The 17,811-nt window shown below is 70.5% G+C and carries 15 protein-coding genes; all 15 read right to left on the minus strand.

What is annotated here, in order from left to right; genetic code table 11:
* Position 1: 1 nt before the first annotated feature.
* Positions 2-940, minus strand: coding sequence for a sulfate adenylyltransferase subunit CysD (gene cysD, locus ACIQBL_RS07595; RefSeq protein ID WP_401937968.1), 939 nt, complete (start codon positions 938-940; stop codon positions 2-4).
* Positions 937-1,473 (minus strand): adenylyl-sulfate kinase, encoded by a 537-nt coding sequence (gene cysC, locus ACIQBL_RS07600; protein WP_043685608.1) that lies wholly within the window; start codon positions 1,471-1,473, stop codon positions 937-939. The genes cysD and cysC overlap by 4 nt, the downstream gene beginning before the upstream one ends.
* Before the next feature lie 23 nt (positions 1,474-1,496).
* Positions 1,497-2,207 (minus strand): phosphoadenylyl-sulfate reductase, encoded by a 711-nt coding sequence (locus tag ACIQBL_RS07605; RefSeq protein ID WP_401937971.1) that lies wholly within the window; start codon positions 2,205-2,207, stop codon positions 1,497-1,499.
* Positions 2,204-2,383 carry a hypothetical protein gene (locus ACIQBL_RS07610; protein ID WP_262056327.1) on the minus strand — a complete coding sequence of 60 codons (180 nt, stop codon included), beginning with the start codon at positions 2,381-2,383 and terminating at the stop codon, positions 2,204-2,206. Before ACIQBL_RS07610 ends, ACIQBL_RS07605 begins: the two co-directional genes overlap by 4 nt.
* Positions 2,384-2,414: 31 nt before the next feature.
* A complete protein-coding gene (locus tag ACIQBL_RS07615) occupies positions 2,415-4,112 on the minus strand; it encodes a nitrite/sulfite reductase (RefSeq protein WP_401937972.1) in 1,698 nt (565 codons plus the stop codon).
* A gap of 128 nt (positions 4,113-4,240) precedes the next feature.
* A complete protein-coding gene (locus tag ACIQBL_RS07620) occupies positions 4,241-4,324 on the minus strand; it encodes a putative leader peptide (protein WP_309500612.1) in 84 nt (27 codons plus the stop codon).
* Between the two features lie 127 nt (positions 4,325-4,451).
* Positions 4,452-5,024, minus strand: coding sequence for a GNAT family N-acetyltransferase (locus tag ACIQBL_RS07625; protein WP_401937975.1), 573 nt, complete (start codon positions 5,022-5,024; stop codon positions 4,452-4,454).
* Positions 5,025-5,061: 37 nt separating this feature from the next.
* Positions 5,062-6,321 carry a hypothetical protein gene (locus ACIQBL_RS07630; protein WP_401937976.1) on the minus strand — a complete coding sequence of 420 codons (1,260 nt, stop codon included), beginning with the start codon at positions 6,319-6,321 and terminating at the stop codon, positions 5,062-5,064.
* Positions 6,322-6,522: 201 nt separating this feature from the next.
* On the minus strand, positions 6,523-7,812 hold the full coding sequence (locus ACIQBL_RS07635) for a GAF domain-containing protein (RefSeq protein ID WP_401937978.1): 1,290 nt from the start codon (positions 7,810-7,812) through the stop codon (positions 6,523-6,525).
* A 206-nt stretch (positions 7,813-8,018) separates the two neighbouring features.
* On the minus strand, positions 8,019-9,653 hold the full coding sequence (locus tag ACIQBL_RS07640) for an acyl-CoA dehydrogenase family protein (protein WP_401937980.1): 1,635 nt from the start codon (positions 9,651-9,653) through the stop codon (positions 8,019-8,021).
* Positions 9,654-9,745: 92 nt separating this feature from the next.
* On the minus strand, positions 9,746-10,720 hold the full coding sequence (gene sbnA, locus ACIQBL_RS07645; protein WP_401937982.1) for a 2,3-diaminopropionate biosynthesis protein SbnA: 975 nt from the start codon (positions 10,718-10,720) through the stop codon (positions 9,746-9,748).
* Positions 10,721-10,753: 33 nt separating this feature from the next.
* A complete protein-coding gene (gene sbnB, locus ACIQBL_RS07650) occupies positions 10,754-11,782 on the minus strand; it encodes a 2,3-diaminopropionate biosynthesis protein SbnB (protein ID WP_401937985.1) in 1,029 nt (342 codons plus the stop codon).
* A complete protein-coding gene (locus tag ACIQBL_RS07655) occupies positions 11,779-12,783 on the minus strand; it encodes a TauD/TfdA family dioxygenase (protein ID WP_401937988.1) in 1,005 nt (334 codons plus the stop codon). Before ACIQBL_RS07655 ends, sbnB begins: the two co-directional genes overlap by 4 nt.
* A 55-nt stretch (positions 12,784-12,838) precedes the next feature.
* Positions 12,839-14,926 (minus strand): amino acid adenylation domain-containing protein, encoded by a 2,088-nt coding sequence (locus tag ACIQBL_RS07660; protein WP_401937990.1) that lies wholly within the window; start codon positions 14,924-14,926, stop codon positions 12,839-12,841.
* A gap of 40 nt (positions 14,927-14,966) precedes the next feature.
* Positions 14,967-17,417: a Pls/PosA family non-ribosomal peptide synthetase gene (locus ACIQBL_RS07665; RefSeq protein ID WP_401937991.1), complete on the minus strand. Its 2,451-nt coding sequence runs from the start codon at positions 17,415-17,417 to the stop codon at positions 14,967-14,969.
* Positions 17,418-17,811: the final 394 nt, after the last annotated feature.

Consider the following 17,811-nt stretch of genomic DNA (forward strand, 5'->3'; position numbering starts at 1 on the left):
GTTAGAAGTACCCCTCGCGCTTGCGGTCTTCCATCGCGGCCTCGGACATCTTGTCGTCGGCACGCGTCGCGCCCCGCTCGGTCAGCCGGGACGCGGCGATCTCGGTGATGACCTGCTCCAGGGTCACCGCGTCGGAGTCGACGGCACCGGTGCAGGACATGTCACCGACGGTCCGGTACCGGACGAGCCGCTTCTCGACGGTCTCCTCCGCCTTCGGCCCGCCCCACTCACCGGCGGTCAGCCACATGCCGCCCCGGTTGAACACCTCACGCTCGTGCGCGAAGTAGATGTCGGGGAGTTCGATGCCCTCGCGGGCGATGTACTGCCAGACGTCCAGCTCGGTCCAGTTGGACAGCGGGAACACGCGGACGTGCTCGCCGGGCGCGTGCCGGCCGTTGTACAGATTCCACAGTTCCGGGCGCTGGCGACGCGGGTCCCACTGCGAGAACTCGTCGCGCAGGCTGAACACCCGCTCCTTCGCCCGCGCCTTCTCCTCGTCCCTGCGCCCGCCGCCGAACACGGCGTCAAAGCGCTCGGACTGGATCTTCTCCGTCAACGGCAGCGTCTGGAGCGGGTTGCGCGTCCCGTCGGGACGTTCGCGCAGCACACCGCGGTCGATGTAGTCCTGTACGGAGGCCACATGGAGGCGCAGCCCATGCTTTGCGACCGTGTGGTCCCGGTACTCAAGGACCTCGGGGAAGTTGTGTCCGGTGTCCACATGCAGCAGCGAGAACGGCACCGGCGCGGGCGCGAACGCCTTCAGCGCCAGGTGCAGCATGACGATGGAGTCCTTGCCGCCGGAGAACAGGATCACCGGCCGCTCGAACTCACCCGCCACCTCACGGAAGATGTGCACCGCCTCGGACTCCAGAGCGTCCAGGTGCGAGAGGGCGTACGGCGTGTCCGTACCGTCCTCGGCCTTGGCAACCGTCGCGGTCATGCCAGTCCCCTCTCGGTGAGCAGCGCGTGGAGTGCCGCCGCCGACTCCTGCACGGTCTGGTGCTGCGACTCGATCCGCAGGTCCGGCGACTCGGGCTCCTCGTACGGGTCGTCGACCCCGGTGAGCCCGGTCAGTTCACCGGCGGCCTGCTTGGCGTAGAGACCCTTCACATCGCGTACGGAGCACACGTCGACCGGGGTCGCCACATGCACCTCGATGTAGGCGGCGCCGCTCTCCTGGTGCCGCTTGCGGACGGCCTCGCGGCTGTCGGTGTACGGCGCGATGACCGGGACGAGCGCCTTGACGCCGTTGCGGGCGAGCAGTTCGGCGAGGAAGCCGATGCGCTGCACGTTGGTGTGCCGGTCCTCGCGGCTGAAGCCGAGGCCCGCCGAGATGAACTCGCGGATCTCGTCGCCGTCGAGCACCTCGACGAGGTGGCCCTCCTCGCGCAGCCGGCCTGCCAGCTCGTACGCGATGGTGGTCTTGCCGGCACTCGGCAGACCCGTGAGCCAGACGGTGGCTCCGGTCGTCACGTGCAACTCCTTGTCGGTGGTGGTCATTCGTGCAGCCCGCACTCGGTCTTCCCGCGCCCCGCCCAGCGGCCGGCGCGGGCGTCCTCGCCCTCCAGCACCCGGCGGGTGCAGGGCGCGCAGCCGACGGACGCGTAGCCGTCCATCAGCAACGGGTTGGTCAGTACGCCGTGTTCGGCCACGTAGGCGTCCACGTCGTCCTGGGTCCAGCGGGCGATGGGGGAGACCTTGACCTTCCGGCGCCTCTCGTCCCAGCCGACGACCGGGGTGTTCGCCCGGGTCGGGGACTCGTCGCGGCGCAGTCCGGTCGCCCAGGCCGCGTACTTGGTCAGGCCCTGCTCCAGGGGCTGCACCTTGCGCAGCTTGCAGCACAAGTCCGGGTCGCGGTCGTGCAGTTGCGGACCGTACTCGGCGTCCTGCTCGGCGACCGACTGGCGCGGGGTGAGCGTGATGACGTTGACGTCCATCACGGCCTCGACCGCGTCGCGGGTGCCGATGGTCTCCGGGAAGTGGTAGCCGGTGTCGAGGAACACCACGTCGACGCCGGGCATGGCGCGGGACGCGAGGTGGGCCACCACCGCGTCCTCCATCGAGGAGGTCGCGCAGAACTGCTTGCCGAAGGTCTGCACCGCCCACTGGAGGATCTCCAGCGCGGAGGCGTCCTCCAGGTCGCGGCCCGCCTGCTCGGCGAGGGCTTTCAAGTCGTCGGTGGGGCGCGCTTTCTGAGTCGTCGTCATATCGTGTCTCCCCCTGCGTCGGTCTGCTGGAGACCCCGGGCGAGGAGCCCGAGGAACTTCAGCTGAAAGGCCCGATTGCATGCCGCGCATTCCCACGCGCCGTGGCCCTGCTCGTTGGGACGCAGGTCCTCGTCGCCGCAGTAGGGGCAGTAGAAGGGGGCGGCCCGCTCGCTCATGACCCCTCCGTTCGCTGTCGTTCGCTGCCGCTCACGACAGGGACTCCTCGCTGGCGCGCGTGGCCCAGGCGGCGAACCGCTCGCCGTCCTCGCGCTCCTGCTGGAACCGGGTGAGGACCCGCTCGACGTAGTCGGGCAGTTCCTCCGAAGTGACCTTCAGGCCACGGACCTTGCGGCCGAAGCCGGCCTCCAGACCGAGGGCGCCGCCGAGGTGCACCTGGAAGCCCTCGACCTGCTCGCCCTGGTCGTCGAGGACCAACTGGCCCTTGAGACCGATGTCCGCGACCTGGATACGGGCGCAGGCGTTCGGGCAGCCGTTGATGTTGATGGTGATCGGCTCGTCGAACTCCGGGATGCGGCGCTCCAGTTCGTCGATGAGCGTGATGCCGCGCTGCTTGGTCTCGACGATCGCGAGCTTGCAGTACTCGATACCGGTGCAGGCCATCGTGCCGCGCCGGAAGGGGGACGGCTTGGCGGTGAGACCCAGCGCCTCCAGGCCCTCCACAAGGGACTCGATCCGCCCTTCCTCCACATCGAGCACGATCATCTTCTGCTCGACCGTCGTACGCAGTCGGCCCGAGCCGTGCGCCTGGGCCAGCTCGGCGATCTTCGTGAGCGTGGTGCCGTCGACGCGGCCGACGCGCGGGGCGAAACCGACGTAGAACAGGCCGTCCTGCTGGCGGTGGACGCCGACGTGGTCGCGCCAGCGGGCGACCGGCTGGTCGGGGGCCGGGCCGTCGACGAGCTTGCGCTTCAGGTAGTCGCCCTCGAGGATCTGGCGGAACTTCTCGACGCCCCAGTCGGCGACCAGGAACTTGAGGCGGGCGCGGGTGCGCAGCCGCCGGTAGCCGTGGTCGCGGAAGATCGAGATGACGCCCTCGTAGACGTCCGGGACCTCGTCCAACGGGACCCAGGCGCCGAGGCGTTGGCCGATCTTCGGGTTGGTGGAGAGGCCGCCGCCGACCCAGACGTCGAAGCCGGGGCCGTGCTCGGGGTGGTGCACGCCGACGAAGGCGATGTCGTTGATCTCGTGCGCCACGTCCAGGAGCGGCGAGCCGGAGATCGCGGACTTGAACTTGCGGGGCAGGTTCGAGAAGTCCTTGTTGCCGATGATCCGGCGGTGGATCTCGTCGATCGCCGGAGTGCCGTCGATGATCTCGTCCTCGGCGATGCCGGCGACGGGCGAGCCGAGGATCACGCGGGGCGTGTCGCCGCAGGCCTCGGTGGTGGAGAGACCGACCGCCTCCAGGCGGTTCCAGATCTCGGGCACGTCCTCGATGCGGATCCAGTGGTACTGCACGTTCTGCCGGTCGGTGAGGTCGGCCGTGCCGCGCGCGAACTCCTGCGAGATCTCGCCGATGACCCGCAGCTGGTCCGTGGTCAGCCGGCCGCCGTCGATCCGGACGCGCAGCATGAAGTACTTGTCGTCCAGCTCCTCCGGCTCCAGGATCGCGGTCTTGCCGCCGTCGATCCCGGGCTTGCGCTGGGTGTACAGCCCCCACCAGCGCATACGGCCGCGCAGGTCGTTCGGGTCGATCGAGTCGAAGCCGCGCTTGGAGTAGATCGTCTCAATGCGTGTCCGCACATTGAGACCGTCGTCGTCCTTCTTGAACTGCTCGTTGCCGTTGAGCGGCGTGAAGTGCCCGGCTGCCCACTGACCCTCACCGCGGTGACGGCTCACCTTGCGGCGGGGCGCTGCGGCAGCAGGGTTCTCAGGCGTGGCGGCCATGGTTCTACGTCCTCCGGGACAGGCGGGTGATCGGCTCTGACCTGCGCGTACGGGCGCATGCGGGCATACGCGCGCATCTTTGCGCAGTATGAGGCAGATACGGGGAAACCGGCGGTGCTGCGGCTCGACTAGCCCGCCGGACAGATGGCGCTGGACATGCGGCCGAGGTCGACGTGCCGCCGACTCACCAAGGCAATTCCAGTTCCGGACATGACGGAAGCGTGTCATGGCATTCTGGACACAGTCCAGCTTCGTCCGCCATGCGGACACCCTGGTCTCGACATGCGAGACGAGGGTGTCGTCGGTCACAAGGCGCGCACGACGTCTTGTCGGCGCAGGTCAGACCGGGTAGGCCCCGGGCCACGGTCCCGGCGTGGCCACCACCGTCACCTCCTCGACCTTGGTGTCGAAGAGCTTGAAGCCCCGGCGCTGGTAGTTGTCCATCGCGTGCACACCGTCCAGGCTGCAGGTATGCAGCCAGACCCGCTTCGTGGGCGCCAGTCCCGGCCAGCGGTCCGCGAGGTCCCAGGCGCGGGCGGCGCCGTAGGAGAGGAGGTGGCCGCCGAGGCGGCGACCGCGGAAGGCGGGGATCAGGCCGAAGTAGACGATCTCGACGACGCCGTCGTCCTGCGGCTCCAGTTCCACGTACCCGGCGGGCGTGCCCCGGTCGTACACGACCCAGGTCTCCACGCCCGGCCGGTCCAGGTGCTCCTGCCACTGCGCGAACGTCCAGCCGAGCCGGTCTATCCAGAGGATGTCCCCGCCCACGGAGGCGTACAGAAAGCGGCTGAACTCGGGGGAGGGCACCTCGGAGCGGGCGATCCGCACGTCCCCGTCCGGCGCGATGGCCGGGAGGAGGTCGCGCGGGTCGGTCTGCTCCAGGGACCAGGTGGTCACGGGGATGTTCGTCATGCCCGTCAGGGAATCATCCGGCCGAGGGATCTGTCGATCAGTCCAGGGACCGGTCGATCGAGGCCAGCGGGAGCGCGAACAGCATCCGCCCGGACACCGACCAGACCTCGCCGGTCTCCTGCCAGTACGAGAGGGATCCGCTCCGCGCGCTCCAGCACCGCTGTGTCTCGTCGGCCCCGCACTCGGTGGCCTGCGCGTCCCTCGTGTCCTGGCGCCACATCGCGCCCCGCCCGCTCTCCGGCCCGGCAGCGCCGCCCAGGTACCAGGCGGACCCGTTCGCGAGCACGCCTTCCGTGCCGCTGACCTTCGTGGCGTAGGCCTCCTCGGGCACGGCGCGCCCCGCCGAGTCGGTGGCGAGCAGCCCCGGCCGCGCGGGATCCCGGCTGAAGGGATAGCGCCACAGGCGCTTCGCCCCGCTCGCGACCAGACTGTCCGGCACCGAGCCGCGGTCCAGGGAGAGCCCCACGGGCCGTACGGCCGAGCCGCCACCGGTCAGCCGGTACGACCCGACCGCCGGCAGCACGTACTGATACCCGGCCGCCGACCAGCCGTCCCGCACCCGGCCGACCGCGGCGGCCGTCACGGTGGTGCGCTGGATGCGGTTCATGTCGTACACGTACAGGGCGTCGCGCGTCCCGCTCGTGGTGGTGACCAGGAGTTTGTCCTCATACCAGACCATGCCGGAGATGTTCGAGACGAGCCCGCGGTAGTCGCGTCCGCCGTCCGTCGGTACGGCGAGGAGGGCCCAGGTGTAGGTGAGGCGGGCGGGGTCGGCGGCGTTCACGAAGGCGACCCTGGCCAGGCCACGGGTGTGCGCGGTCCAGCCGGAGAGGATCACCCGGTTCGAGCCCCACCAGCCGTCCTGGTCGGCGTCGCCCGAGGTGGTCACCGAGCGGGGCGTCCACGCCGGGTCGGCCGCGTCGCCGCTGTCCCAGCAGTACGCGCGCGTGGCCACCGGTTCGACGGGCAGCACCGCCTTCTCGTCCGTCGTGCAGTCGGCGGCGTCGCGCAGGGTGTGGTCGGCGCTCTTCAGGACGGTGTCGACGCCCACCGGACGCCCCATCGCCGAGGCGAGCCGGTCCAGCGACTGCTGAGGTTCCAGAGTCTCCCGCAGCCCCAACTGCCCCAGATCGGAAGCCGAGGTGAGCGGCTTCAGCCCTCCGGGATCGGAACCAACGGTCGCCTGCGAGGCACTGATCATCGTCGCGGCGGCGGTGAGGCCGAGCGCGGCCCCGGTCAGCACGGCGCGCAGCGCCCTGCCCCGCTTGCGCCGGCGGTGTCGCCCACGTGCACCCATAAGTGTCCTCCCGAGGCGAGCCAACTGCGCCTGGTGATCCGTGCGTTGACCAGGGAGCAGGTGGGGTGGCCCGTAGGGGGATGCTACGGCAGTCCTGGCCGCCCCATGGGTAAGACCCTGCAAATATGCGGAAGATGCTGCCGGACGTGTCTTTTGCGCCACCTGTCCGATACGGCGTCCCGTCCCCCTCACCAGCGTCTTCTACGGCACCTGGACCGACGTCCGCCCCCTGGTCACCCCGGGTGCCGTGGAGTGCGGCAGCAACTCGCGCGGGTCGACCGGCAGCAGCACCTCGACCTCCGCGTCCTCGCAGAAGCGGTACGGCCGGTGCTCCAGGAACGCCCCGAGATAACGCCGTACCCGCGACATCTCGGCCCGTACCGTCACCGTGCGGCACGGGTCGCCGAACATGTCCTCCGCCAGGCCCGAGGCGCTGCGGCCGGTGCGGTGCAGGGCCAGGAGGTAGAGCAACTCGGCGTGCCGGGGGCTCAGTTCGTGGGTCCAGGAGCCCGCGCTGCCGGACACCGTCACCGACCAGCGGCGCGGCAGGGCGAGGTCGAGGACGATCCGGGTGGCGGTGCGCGGCCCCGGCTCGTCGGCGAGGCGGACCAACCAGCCCCCGGCCAGCGGCTCCAGCGAGCACAGCCCGAGCGAGGGCAGCCAACGACGGCCCGCCGACGGCGATTTGGGCAGCGCGATCCGCTTCACGTACGGCATTCCGGTGACCGCGGCCGTCCAGCCGTCCCGGTCCACCACCAGGGCCTGGCCGCCGAGCCGGGGCAGGATCGGCGCCGCCACCGCGCGCAGCCGCTCCAGCGAGGTCAGATGCAGTTCGCGCAGCCGGGCCTCGGCGAGTTTGGCCACCGAGTCGACCCAGGCGAGGGTGGCCGGATGCATGGTCTCCAGCGGGCCGCTGACATCGACGACCCCGATCAGGCGGCCGTCCCTGGGGTCGGTGATCGGAGCGCCCGCGCAGGTGAACGCGGCCAGCGCGCGCGAGAGATGCTCGCCGGCGAAGACCTGCACGGGCCGCCGCAGGACCGCCGGGGTGCCCACGCCGTTGGGGCCGATCACGTCCTCGCGCCAGTCGGTGCCGACCTCGATGCCGACCTCGTCGGCCTTGCGCAGCACGGCGGCGCTGCCCTCGCGCCACAGCGCCCGGCCCTCGTCGTCGGCGACCAGCACGATGTGGTGCGCGGCGTCCGCGACCGACACCAGGCCCTCCCGCAGCACCGGCAGGACGTGCCGCAACGGGCTGGTGCCGCGCCGCCGTTCGACCTCCTCGCGGGAGAGCAGGCCGGTCCGCAGATCGTGGTCGGGGTGGGTCCCGCCGCGTAGCGCGCGCTCCCAGGACTCCTCGATCACCGGGCGCGGCGGGGTGCGGGCGCGCTGTCCGGAGAGCGTGGCGTGCCGGGCGTCGCTCAGCATCCGTGCCGTCCGCGCAGCGTCGACGGTGGTGCGCTGTGTCACGCCGGCCGACGGCTTCGCCATGGGTCCTTCTCTCCGGTCCCGTATCGACTGTTGGTCTCATAGTGCCGCCCTCCGGTGACGGAGGGAGACAGTCCGGACACAGAAGCCGCCAAGTTGCAACCCTCTGCAACCCTGGTGAACAGCCGAACGGTGTCTGAAACTTGTCCCACGCTGCGAGGGTGGTGCCGTGTCGGCGCAGCACCACCCTCGCGATGTGACGGCGTGGTTCAGGCCGTCGGCCTGGCGCGTTCCGCGATCGACGCGAGGTCCAGGGTGGGCGGCAGGGTGCCGAAGGCCGCGCCCCAGTCGCCGCCCAGCCGGGAGGCGCAGAACGCGTCGGCGACCTCCGGTGGCGCGTGCCGTACGAGGAGCGCACCCTGAAGGACGAGCGCCATCCGCTCGGCCAGGCGCCGGGCGCGGCCCTCGACGCCCTCCAGGTCGGCGAGTTCGACGAGCAGGTTCTTCATGGCCCCGTCCAGCCGGTGATCGGCGCCGCGCACCCGGCCGACCTCGATCAGGAACGCGTCGAGTGCCTGCGGCTCGCGCCGCAGCGCCCGCAGCACGTCGAGGGCCTGGATGTTGCCCGCGCCCTCCCAGACCGAGTTGAGCGGCGACTCCCTTACCAGGCGCGGCAGTCCGGACTCCTCCACGTATCCATTGCCGCCCAGGCACTCCGCCGCCTCGACCGCGACCGGCGAACAGCGCTTGGTCACCCAGTACTTGGCGGCCGGAACCGCCAACCGCAGGAACGCCAGCTCCTGTTCGCCACCGTCGTCGTAGGCCGCCGCGAGTCTCAGTCCGAGTGTGGTGGCCGCCTCCGACTCCAGGGCGAGATCGGCCAGGACGTTGCGCATCAGCGGCTTGTCGAACAGCTTGCCGCCGAACACCTCGCGGTGGGTCGCGTGGTGGACGGCCTGGACGACGGCCTGCCGCATCAGACCGGCCGAGCCGAGCACACAGTCGAGCCGGGTCGCCGCGACCATCCCGATGATGGTGCGCACCCCGTCGCCCTCGTCCCCGACCCGGCGCGCCCAGGTCCCGTCGAACTCGACCTCGGCGGAGGCGTTCGACCGGTTGCCCAGCTTGTCCTTGAGCCGCTGGAGGAGGAACACGTTGCGGGTGCCGTCCGCCAGCACCCGGGGCACCAGGAAACAGGTCAGCCCGCCCGGCGCCCGCGCCAGCACGAGGAAACCGTCGGACATGGGCGCCGAGCAGAACCACTTGTGGCCGGTCAGCCCGTACGTCCCGTCCTCGGCGAGCGGGCGCGCCGCCGTCGTGTTCGCGCGGACGTCGCTGCCGCCCTGCTTCTCCGTCATGCCCATCCCGAAGACCACCCCGGCCTTGAGGTGGGCGGGCCGCAGTTCACGGTCGTAGACAGTGGAGGTGAGCCGGGGTTCCCACTCGGCGGCGAGCGCGGGGTCGGCGCGCAGGGCGGGCACCGCCGCGTGGGTCATCGACAGCGGGCAGACGTTGCCCGCCTCGGCCTGGGTCCACACCAGCAGCCCGGCGGCCCGGCGTACATGTCCGGCGGGGCGGTTCCAGGCGGCGGTCAGCCCGGCCGCCACGCCCTTGCCGAGGAGCCGGTGCCAGGCCGGATGGAACTCGACCTCGTCGATGCGGTGGCCGTAGCGGTCGTGGGTGCGCAGGCCCGGGGGGTTGTTGTTGGCCTGCGCACCCCACTCCTGCACCTGGGCCGAGCCGGCGGCGCGGCCCAGCGCGGAGAGGTCGTCCCGGACCTCGGCCAGCAGTCCGGGCGCCGTGTGGCGCTCGACCGCCGCCGTCAGGACGCGGTCGGCGGTGAAGACGTCGTATCCCACCAGCGGGGGAGTCTGGTTCGTCACGGTGTGGGTGGTGCGTGCCATGGCTGGAACCTACCCGTGGGGACGGCGGTGGTCCGCATCTCCACCCTGCGGTGCGGTGGATCTCCACCCTGGCACAGCCGCCGCCGCTGACGTCAGGCCGAGCGGGACATGGCCGCCAGCATCTCGGGTCCGGGTGCCTCCTCCTCCAGCCAGCCCGTGCGGTAGACGGTGTCGAGATAGCGTTCGCCCAGGTCGGGAGCGATCGCCACGGCCGTGGTGCCGTGCCGTCCGTTCCGCGCGAGCCACTGTCCGGCACCGCTGACGACCGTGCCGGTGGACCCGCCGAACAGGAAGCCCCGCGCGGCCAGCCGGCGGCAGGTCCGCACGGTGTCCTCCTCCTCGACCTGGACGACGTCGTCGATGTACGACGCGTCGAGGAAGGCCGGCGCCACGCTGGTGCCGAGCCCCGGGATCATCCGGGGCCGGGCCTCCCCGCCGAAGGTGACCGAGCCGGCGGCGTCCACGGCGACGATCCGCACCCGGCGCCGCCACTCCCAGAACCAGCGTGCGCAGCCCATCAGCGTCCCGGTGGTGCCGGCCCCGACGAACAGGACGTCCAGCTGCGGGAACCGGCGGGCGATGGCGGGTGCCGTGGTGCGGTAGTGCGCCCGCCAATTCCCCTGGTTGGTGTACTGGTTGAGCCACACGTACCGCTCGTCGGAGGCGCACAGCGCCCGCACGTACCTGATCCGGGCGCCCAGGAACCCGCCGTGCGGGTCCGGCTGGTCGATGACGTGGACCCGGCTGCCGAGCGCCTCCATCAGCTGCACCGTCGGCACGTTGCAGCGTCTGTCGGTGATGCAGAGGAACCCGTAACCGCGGCTCGCCGCGAGCACGCTCAGCGCCACCCCGAGGTTGCCGGACGACGACTCGACCAGCACCGAGCCGGGCCGCAGGGCACCGGCCCGCTCGGCCGCGTTCACCATCTCGGTGGCGGCCTTCAGCTTGATCGAACCGGCGAAGTTGAACCCCTCACACTTCAGATAGAGCGGCAGCTCCAGCGCGGCCCGCAGGTCGACGTAGAGGTCGTCCTCGTTGAACTCCGCCGGATCAGAGATGACAGCCATGCTTTCCCCCCAATTGGTGCGCCACGATCGCCGTCAGCCGTACCGGCGCAGCTCGTGGAAGAACCCGTCGACGACGCGGAGTTCGCCCCGTCGCACCACTTCGTCGTGGACGAACCTGCCGACCGCGAGGTCGAGCACCCCCAGGCCGAAGGGCGAGAACACCACCGTCCGGTCCGTCGGCACGCTCACCCGCCCGGTCAGTACGTCGTCCAGCGTGCCGTCGATGAACTCCCGCCCCCCGGTGGCCTGTTCGGCCAGATGCGGCGAGGTGTCGGCCTTCAGGCAGTGCTCGACGTCGTCCACGAAGTTCGCCGACGCGAGCACGATCGCCGGGTCGAGATCCCGCAACGACACGTGCAGGACCAGCGGATGGTGGTCGAACCAGGCCGGATCGTGCACATGGGGCGAGCCGGCGATCGTCGCGAAGACCAGCAGGTCACTGGAGCGGACCAGGCCTTCGATCTTGTCGTGCACCGTGACCCGCCCCGGCGTCCCGGACCGCTCCAGATAGCTCCGGAACCCCTCGGCGCTGTCCGCGGACAGGTCGTGCACGCCCGTCTCCTCGAACTCCCAGCCGGTGGCGCGGAGATGGGTGTGGATGTAGCGGGCGATCAGGCCCGTCCCCACGAACCCGACCCGCGGTGGCCGTGCCCGCCCCTTGCTGAGCCTGTCGGCCGCGAGGGCCGCCGAACTCGCCGTACGGGTGGCGCTGATCACCGAACTCTCCAGGCAGGCGTACGGATAGCCGGTGTCGGGGTCGTTGAGGATCAGCACCGCCGAGGCCCGGGGCAGCCCCGACCCGGTGTTCCCCGGGAAACTGGAGATCCACTTCAGGCCGTCCACCCGCGACGGACCGCCCAGTGAGGCGGGCAGCGCGATGATGCGGGACGACGGGCGGTCCGGGAAGCGCAGGAAGTACGACGGCGGGTTCACCGACTCGCCCGCGCCGTGCAGCCGGTAGGTGGCCTCCACGAGGGCGCCGATCTCCGACTCCCGCCCGGTCAGGGCCTGTTGGACCTGTTCGCCGCTGATGACCGCGAACGACGGTGTGCCGACGCTCATGCCGCCCTCCCCCCGGCCGACGGGGCGAGGTCCGCCGGCCGCACCGGATCGCCGAGCCCCGCGAGCACCTCGCGCGGCCCCTCGAACGGCTCCCTGCCGTGCGCGGTACGGATGTTGTCCACCAGCAGCAGGTCCCCCGAGTGCCACGGCTCGCGTTTGACGTGCTCCTCGTAGGCCGCGTTGATGGCCGCCACGACCTCGGCGCCGACCGGATCGCCGTTGCCGAAGCGGGTGTTGAAGGGCAGCGCGTCGGCGCCGTAGACGTCGATCAGGTACTCGCGCACCTCGGGCTCCATCGTCCACTCGTTCAGGAACGCGATCTGGTTGAACCAGCAGCGCCGGCCCGTGACGGGGTGCCGGAGCACGGCCGCGCGGTGCTGCCGGGTGCGCAGTGAACCGTCGGGCTGCCAGGCGAACTCGATGTCCTGGGCGCGGCAGTAGCGCTCCACGACGGAACGGTCCTCGGTGCCGAAGGCCTCGGCGACCGACGCCCCGATCTCCTCGTGGTACGTCCGCGTCAACTGCCAGCCCTCCCGCTCGAACCGCTCCACCAGCGGCGCGGGCAGCGACGTCAGTACGGCCTCGGCGTCGGCGACCGGGGTCGCGCCGCCCCGCGTCGGCGCGTCGAGGCAGGCGAAGAGCAGCAGCCCGGGGAACTCCAGGGCATAGCTCAACTCGTGGTGCTGGCACATCTGTTGGTCGGTCGGCCACTTGGTGGCGGAGTACACGCCCTCCGCGTACGTACGGCGGGGCGCGAAGGGCTCCCGGTCGGCCATCAGGGAGTCGGTGAGCCGCCGGAAGACGGCCTCGGCGCCTGCCGGGTCGGCGAGGCCGAGACCGCGGACCAGGACGCAGCCGTGTTCGGCGACGACGGCACGCAGCGCCGCACGGTGCCGGGCGGCCCAGCCGACCGGGTCGGCGCCGACATCGGCGTGCAGCAGCGGCGGACCGTCCGGGCTCAGGGCGACGGAGTGGAGAAGGGTCGCGGATGACAGCGACATCTCGGTGTTCCTTTCGGTGGTGCTGTTGAGCGTTCGACCGGGGGTGCGGCTGGGCTCAGGAGGAGACCGGCGGGTCCAGCAGTCCGGCCAGGTCCGCGAGGACCGGGTGACGGGTGACGTCCTTGAGGCTGATCGCCCGGTCGAGGGCGACCGCGAGCTTCACCGCGGCCAGCGAGGTGCCGCCGCGGTCGAAGAAGTGGTCCTGGCGGCCGATCCGGTCGGCCGGGATGCCAAGCACCACCGCCCAGGCCGCCGCCAGCCGCCGCTCGGCGGGTGTGTCGGGCCCGTCGCCGACCGCGTCCAGGTCACCGGCGAGCGCGGTGAGCGTCCGGCGGTCGGTCTTCCCGTTGGCCGTCAGCGGCAGCGACGCCCGCCAGTGCACGACCGACGGCACCATGTACGCGGGCAGCGACTCGGCGAGCCGCGCCCGCACGACGGCGGCCTCGACAGGTTGTGCACCCGTGCAGAACGCCACCAGCTGCGTCCCGCGGACGACGACCACCGCGCCGTCCCGCACCCCGGTCACCCGCAGCAGCGCGTTCTCGATCTCGCCGATCTCGATACGGAAGCCGCGGATCTTCACCTGGCTGTCCCGGCGCCCCAGGAACTCCAGCTTCCCGTCCGGCCGCCAACGCCCGTGGTCACCGCTGCGGTACAGCCGCTCACCGGGCCGGTACGGGTCCTCGGTGAACGCGGCCCTCGTGCGCTCGGGGTCGTTGACGTACCCCCGGCCGACGCACACACCGGAGAACACGATCTCGCCGGGCGCCCCCAGCGGCACGGGCACCAGGTCCTCGTCGACGACGTACACCCGCACATTGCCGACAGGGTGCCCGAGCGGGACCCGGGGCCCGTCCGGCGCCCGGTCCATCACCTCGTGGTTGGTGTCGTCCGAAGTCTCCGTCAGGCCATAGGCGTTGACGAGCCGCACCCCGGGCCGCGCCGCGAACCAGCGCTCCACCAACTCCTTCTTCACGGCCTCCCCGGTGACCGACACGCAGCGCAGGTCAGGGAGTTGACGCGGTTGCCGCTCCAACTCGGCAAGGACGGCCTCCAGATACGACGGCACGACCTGGAGCACATTGACGCGCCCCGCCTCGATCGTGTCGACGAACCGCGGCACGTCCAGGATCACGTCCTGTTCCACCAGCAGCGTCCGCCCGCCCACGAGCGGCGCGCAGACCAGCTGCCACAGGGAGATGTCGAAGCACTGGGGCGCGGTCTGCGCGACCACCTGCCCGGCCCCGATCCCCAGGTCGTCGAGCTTGGCGAACACGTGGTTGAGGAAACCCGCGTGCTCGCACATCGCGCCCTTGGGCTCACCGGTGGAGCCGGACGTGAAGTAGATGTAGGCGAGTTGACCGGGCTGGACCGCGATCCCGAGGTCACCGTCCGCATGCCCCTCGGCGTACGCCTCGTCGACATGGAGCGTGCGGTCGGACGACGGGTCCAGCGCGCCGTCACTGCCGCGCTCGGTCAGGACCAGCGCGCACCCGGCGCGGTCGAGCACCCTCGCCACCCGGTCGGCCGGGAAGTGCGGCTCGACGGGCAGATACACCCCGCCCGCCTTGAGCACGGCGAGCACGGCGGCCATCCAGTCCAGGTTCCGCTCCAGCACCACGGCGACGACACCTTCACGCGTCAGTCCGCGCGAGAGCAGTGCCCGACTCAGCTGGTTCGCCCGGGAGTTGAGCTCCCGGTACGTCCACTGCCGGTCGCCCTGCACGGCGGCGACCGCGTCCGGGTGCAGCGACACCCGCTCCTCGAACAGCTCGTGCACCCGCCGGTCCGGCAGTTCGCGGTGCGGGCCCGCCAACTCCTCCAGCTGGAAGCGGACTTCGGCCTCGGACAGCAGGCTCGTCCGCCTCGGGTCGGTGAGGACGGTGACGTGATAGCCGGCGATACGGGCGGCGGCCCCGGCGTCCAGGACGTCGGTGCGGTACCGCAGCCGCAGCGTGCGGCCGGTGACACTCACCCGCAACGCCGGGTCCTCCTCGGCGGGTTCGCCGGAGAGTGCGGCCAGGACCCTGGCGTGGGCGGTTTTCAGTTCGGCGGGCCCGATCAACAGCCCCTCGGGCAGGGACACTTCGTACTCCGCCACACCGGGCACCGGAGCGAGCGTCCACCGCGGAATGATCTCCATCGTTCTTCCCCCTGTTTCCTTCCCCCTGCGGCACGAGCCGTCAGGGAGTCATGTGCTGTCCGGCGCGCCGTGGCGCCACCGCCGGATTCCCGCCCCACCGCGCCAGCGCCGGCATCTCCTCGCCCTTCATCAGGAAGGAGTCGGCGGCCAGTACGGCCCCGTCGCCCATCGACACGCCGTAGTGGACGAGCGCCCCCACCCCGAGGGTGCAGCCCGCGCCGATGGTGATCTGTTCGGACTTGAAGGTGCCGTCCTCCTGTGAGTGCGACTGCACCTTGGTGTGCGCCGACAGCGTGCAGTCGTCGCCGATCGCGGTCAGTGTGCGCTCGGTGATGTAGGCGCCGTCGTCGAAGACCCGCCGCCCCATGCGGACGCCCAGCAGCCGCCAGATGAGGTTCTTGAACGGCGTCCCGTTGAACACCTGGATGTAGTGGTCCGGGACCTTCCACAGCCGCTCGTGCCACCAGAAGTACGGGTCGTAGATCGAGCACAACTTCGGCTCCAGCGGCCGGAATCCGCCGACCAGACGCTCCACCAGCACGTAGTACCCGGCGGTGAATCCGAGCCCGAGCATCAGGGACGCGCCGATCAGCAGCCCCCCGCCGACGCCCTCGCCCCCGTACAGGTCGACCGCGGCGAAGCCGAGCACGGTGAGCACGAACCAGTGCAGCCAGCGCACGAACAGGTACAGGCCCATCGAGCGCAGGTTGGAGCGGTTCTTCGCGGCCAGCCGGCGCTTCAGTTCCTCGCCCTCGCGCAGGTGGTCGAAGCGGCTGTCGCGTTCCACCGAGCGCGGGATCTCGAAGCAGGGCGAGCCCAACAGGCCCACGCCCTCCCGGAGTTCGCCGTCGAGCGGCACCATCACCTTCGTGGCGAGCAGACAGTTGTCGCCGGTACGGCCGCCCGAGGGGTAGGCGATGTTGTTGCCCAGGAAGTTGCGCGGCCCGATCGAGGCGCGCGAGAGACGGAACGACGTACTGGAGAAGTCCGCGTTGACGATCGACAGCCCGTCCGCGACCATCGTGCCGCTTCCCACGCTGGCCAGATACGGCGTCTCGTGCTGCACCTCCGTACCGAAGTTGGAGCCGGTCTGCTCCACCTCGCCGAGGTCGTAGCCGAGGGCCTTCAGATAGCCGACGATGTACGAGCTGTCCCCGCACAGCCACTTGAAGAACTTCAGGTTGGTCATGCGGGCCACCGCGCGCTGCACCGAGTAGTGGAAGCCGTACAGCGGATACACCCGGTCCGGGCGCAGCAGTGGACGGAGCAGCCTGGGCAGCAGTGACACGGCGGCGAAGCCGAGGACGACGAAGCCCACGAACGCCACGAGCGACAGGCCCAGCGCCTCGCCGTAGAAACCGGCCGAGCCGAGGTCCTTGGTGTTCGGGTCGAGCAGGCGGTCGAGGGCCGGGACCACGGTCAGCATCAGGTAGGTGCCGCCGATCGCGAGCGGGACGTAGACCAGCAGCATCTGCAGGACGGCGACCAGGCCGTAGCCGAAGCGGCGGGGCGCGGAGCAGTCCGCCGCCGGGACGCGGACGTAGTCGACGTCCGTGCGCTGGGCCGGGGAGCCGTGCACGCGCTCGCCCGCCGGGACGTGCGCGCCGTCGTACAGGGCGGAGGAGTGGCCGAGTTGGGACCCGTCGCCCATGACGGTGCCGATGTCGAGGACCGTCTTCTCGCCGACGTAGACCTCGCCGCCGAGCGTGACGCGGCCGGTGCGGATGCGGCCGGCGTGTGCCTGGTAGCAGAGGAAGAAGGAGTCCTTGCGGATGACCGTTCCGGCACCGACGGTCAGCAGGTCGGTGCAGACCGGGACGGAGTGGGACAGGATCGTGACGCCCTTGCCGATCCGGGCGCCGAGGGCGCGCAGGTAGAGGACGTAGACCGGGTTGCCGGCGAACAGGATCATCGGGTTGGCGTGCAGCAGCGCCTTGACCGTCCAGAACCGGACGTAGGCGAGGCCCCAGACGGGGAATTCGGTCTCCTTCCAACGGCCGACGAGCACCCACTTGGCCACCACCGGCACCGTGCACACACCGATGAACACGGCGCCGCCGAATATCGCGGACCGCAGATATACCTGCGCCACTCCGGCACCACTGGAAATCCATTCGTAGCCGCGGCCCGTGACCAGCCCGGCCAGCACGCAGTACACCGTGAAAACGAGGAACTGAAGTGTTCCGCACAGCAGATAACGGGCCGTACTGCCGGCCGGCGGGGCCGTTGCCTCGACCGGTGCGGAAGGTGCGGGTGTTTCGGCGAGCGCCGCCGCCAGACTGCGGATCGTCGGATAGCCGTAGACGTCCCGCATCGACACCGACGGCAGGTCGTCCCGCTTCCTGACCCGGGCGCAGAAGTGTGCCATCACCAGCGAGTTGGCGCCGAGATCATCGAAGAAGTGACTGTCGAGCGGTACGACTTCCTTGCGTACGACACCGGCCAGGACCTCTGCGAGAACGGTCTCGGTGACGGTGCCGGGTTCTCCCACCACGTGGCTCCTTGGTGCTGATCACTGTCTTTGGATTACCAAAGACGAATACGGCGGAGTCGCGCCCGTTGTTCACGGCAGGGGGGAATTGAAAGGCACGCGAAACGGGTGGGGTGAATGGGAATTCGTGAGAATGGAGTTCCGCATTGTGTACAGAGTTGCCATATGGACGAGGCCCCGGTCATGGGCCATTTGTTTCCCCCGAGTCGTGTGCGCTGACGTCGTCCCAACGTGCGCAACGAATGCAGTCCGGATTATTTCTGGACATTCTGGAACGGGTCAAGTCCGTTTCGGTCAATGGCGCTTTTTCGTCTGCGCCGGGTGATGGATTGGTCAACGGAAATTGACCGCCACGGTCCTCACCGGGAGACTGTCCGAAAGAACCATTAAAATT

Source organism: Streptomyces sp. NPDC088350, from assembly GCF_044753545.1.
GTDB lineage: Bacteria > Actinomycetota > Actinomycetes > Streptomycetales > Streptomycetaceae > Streptomyces.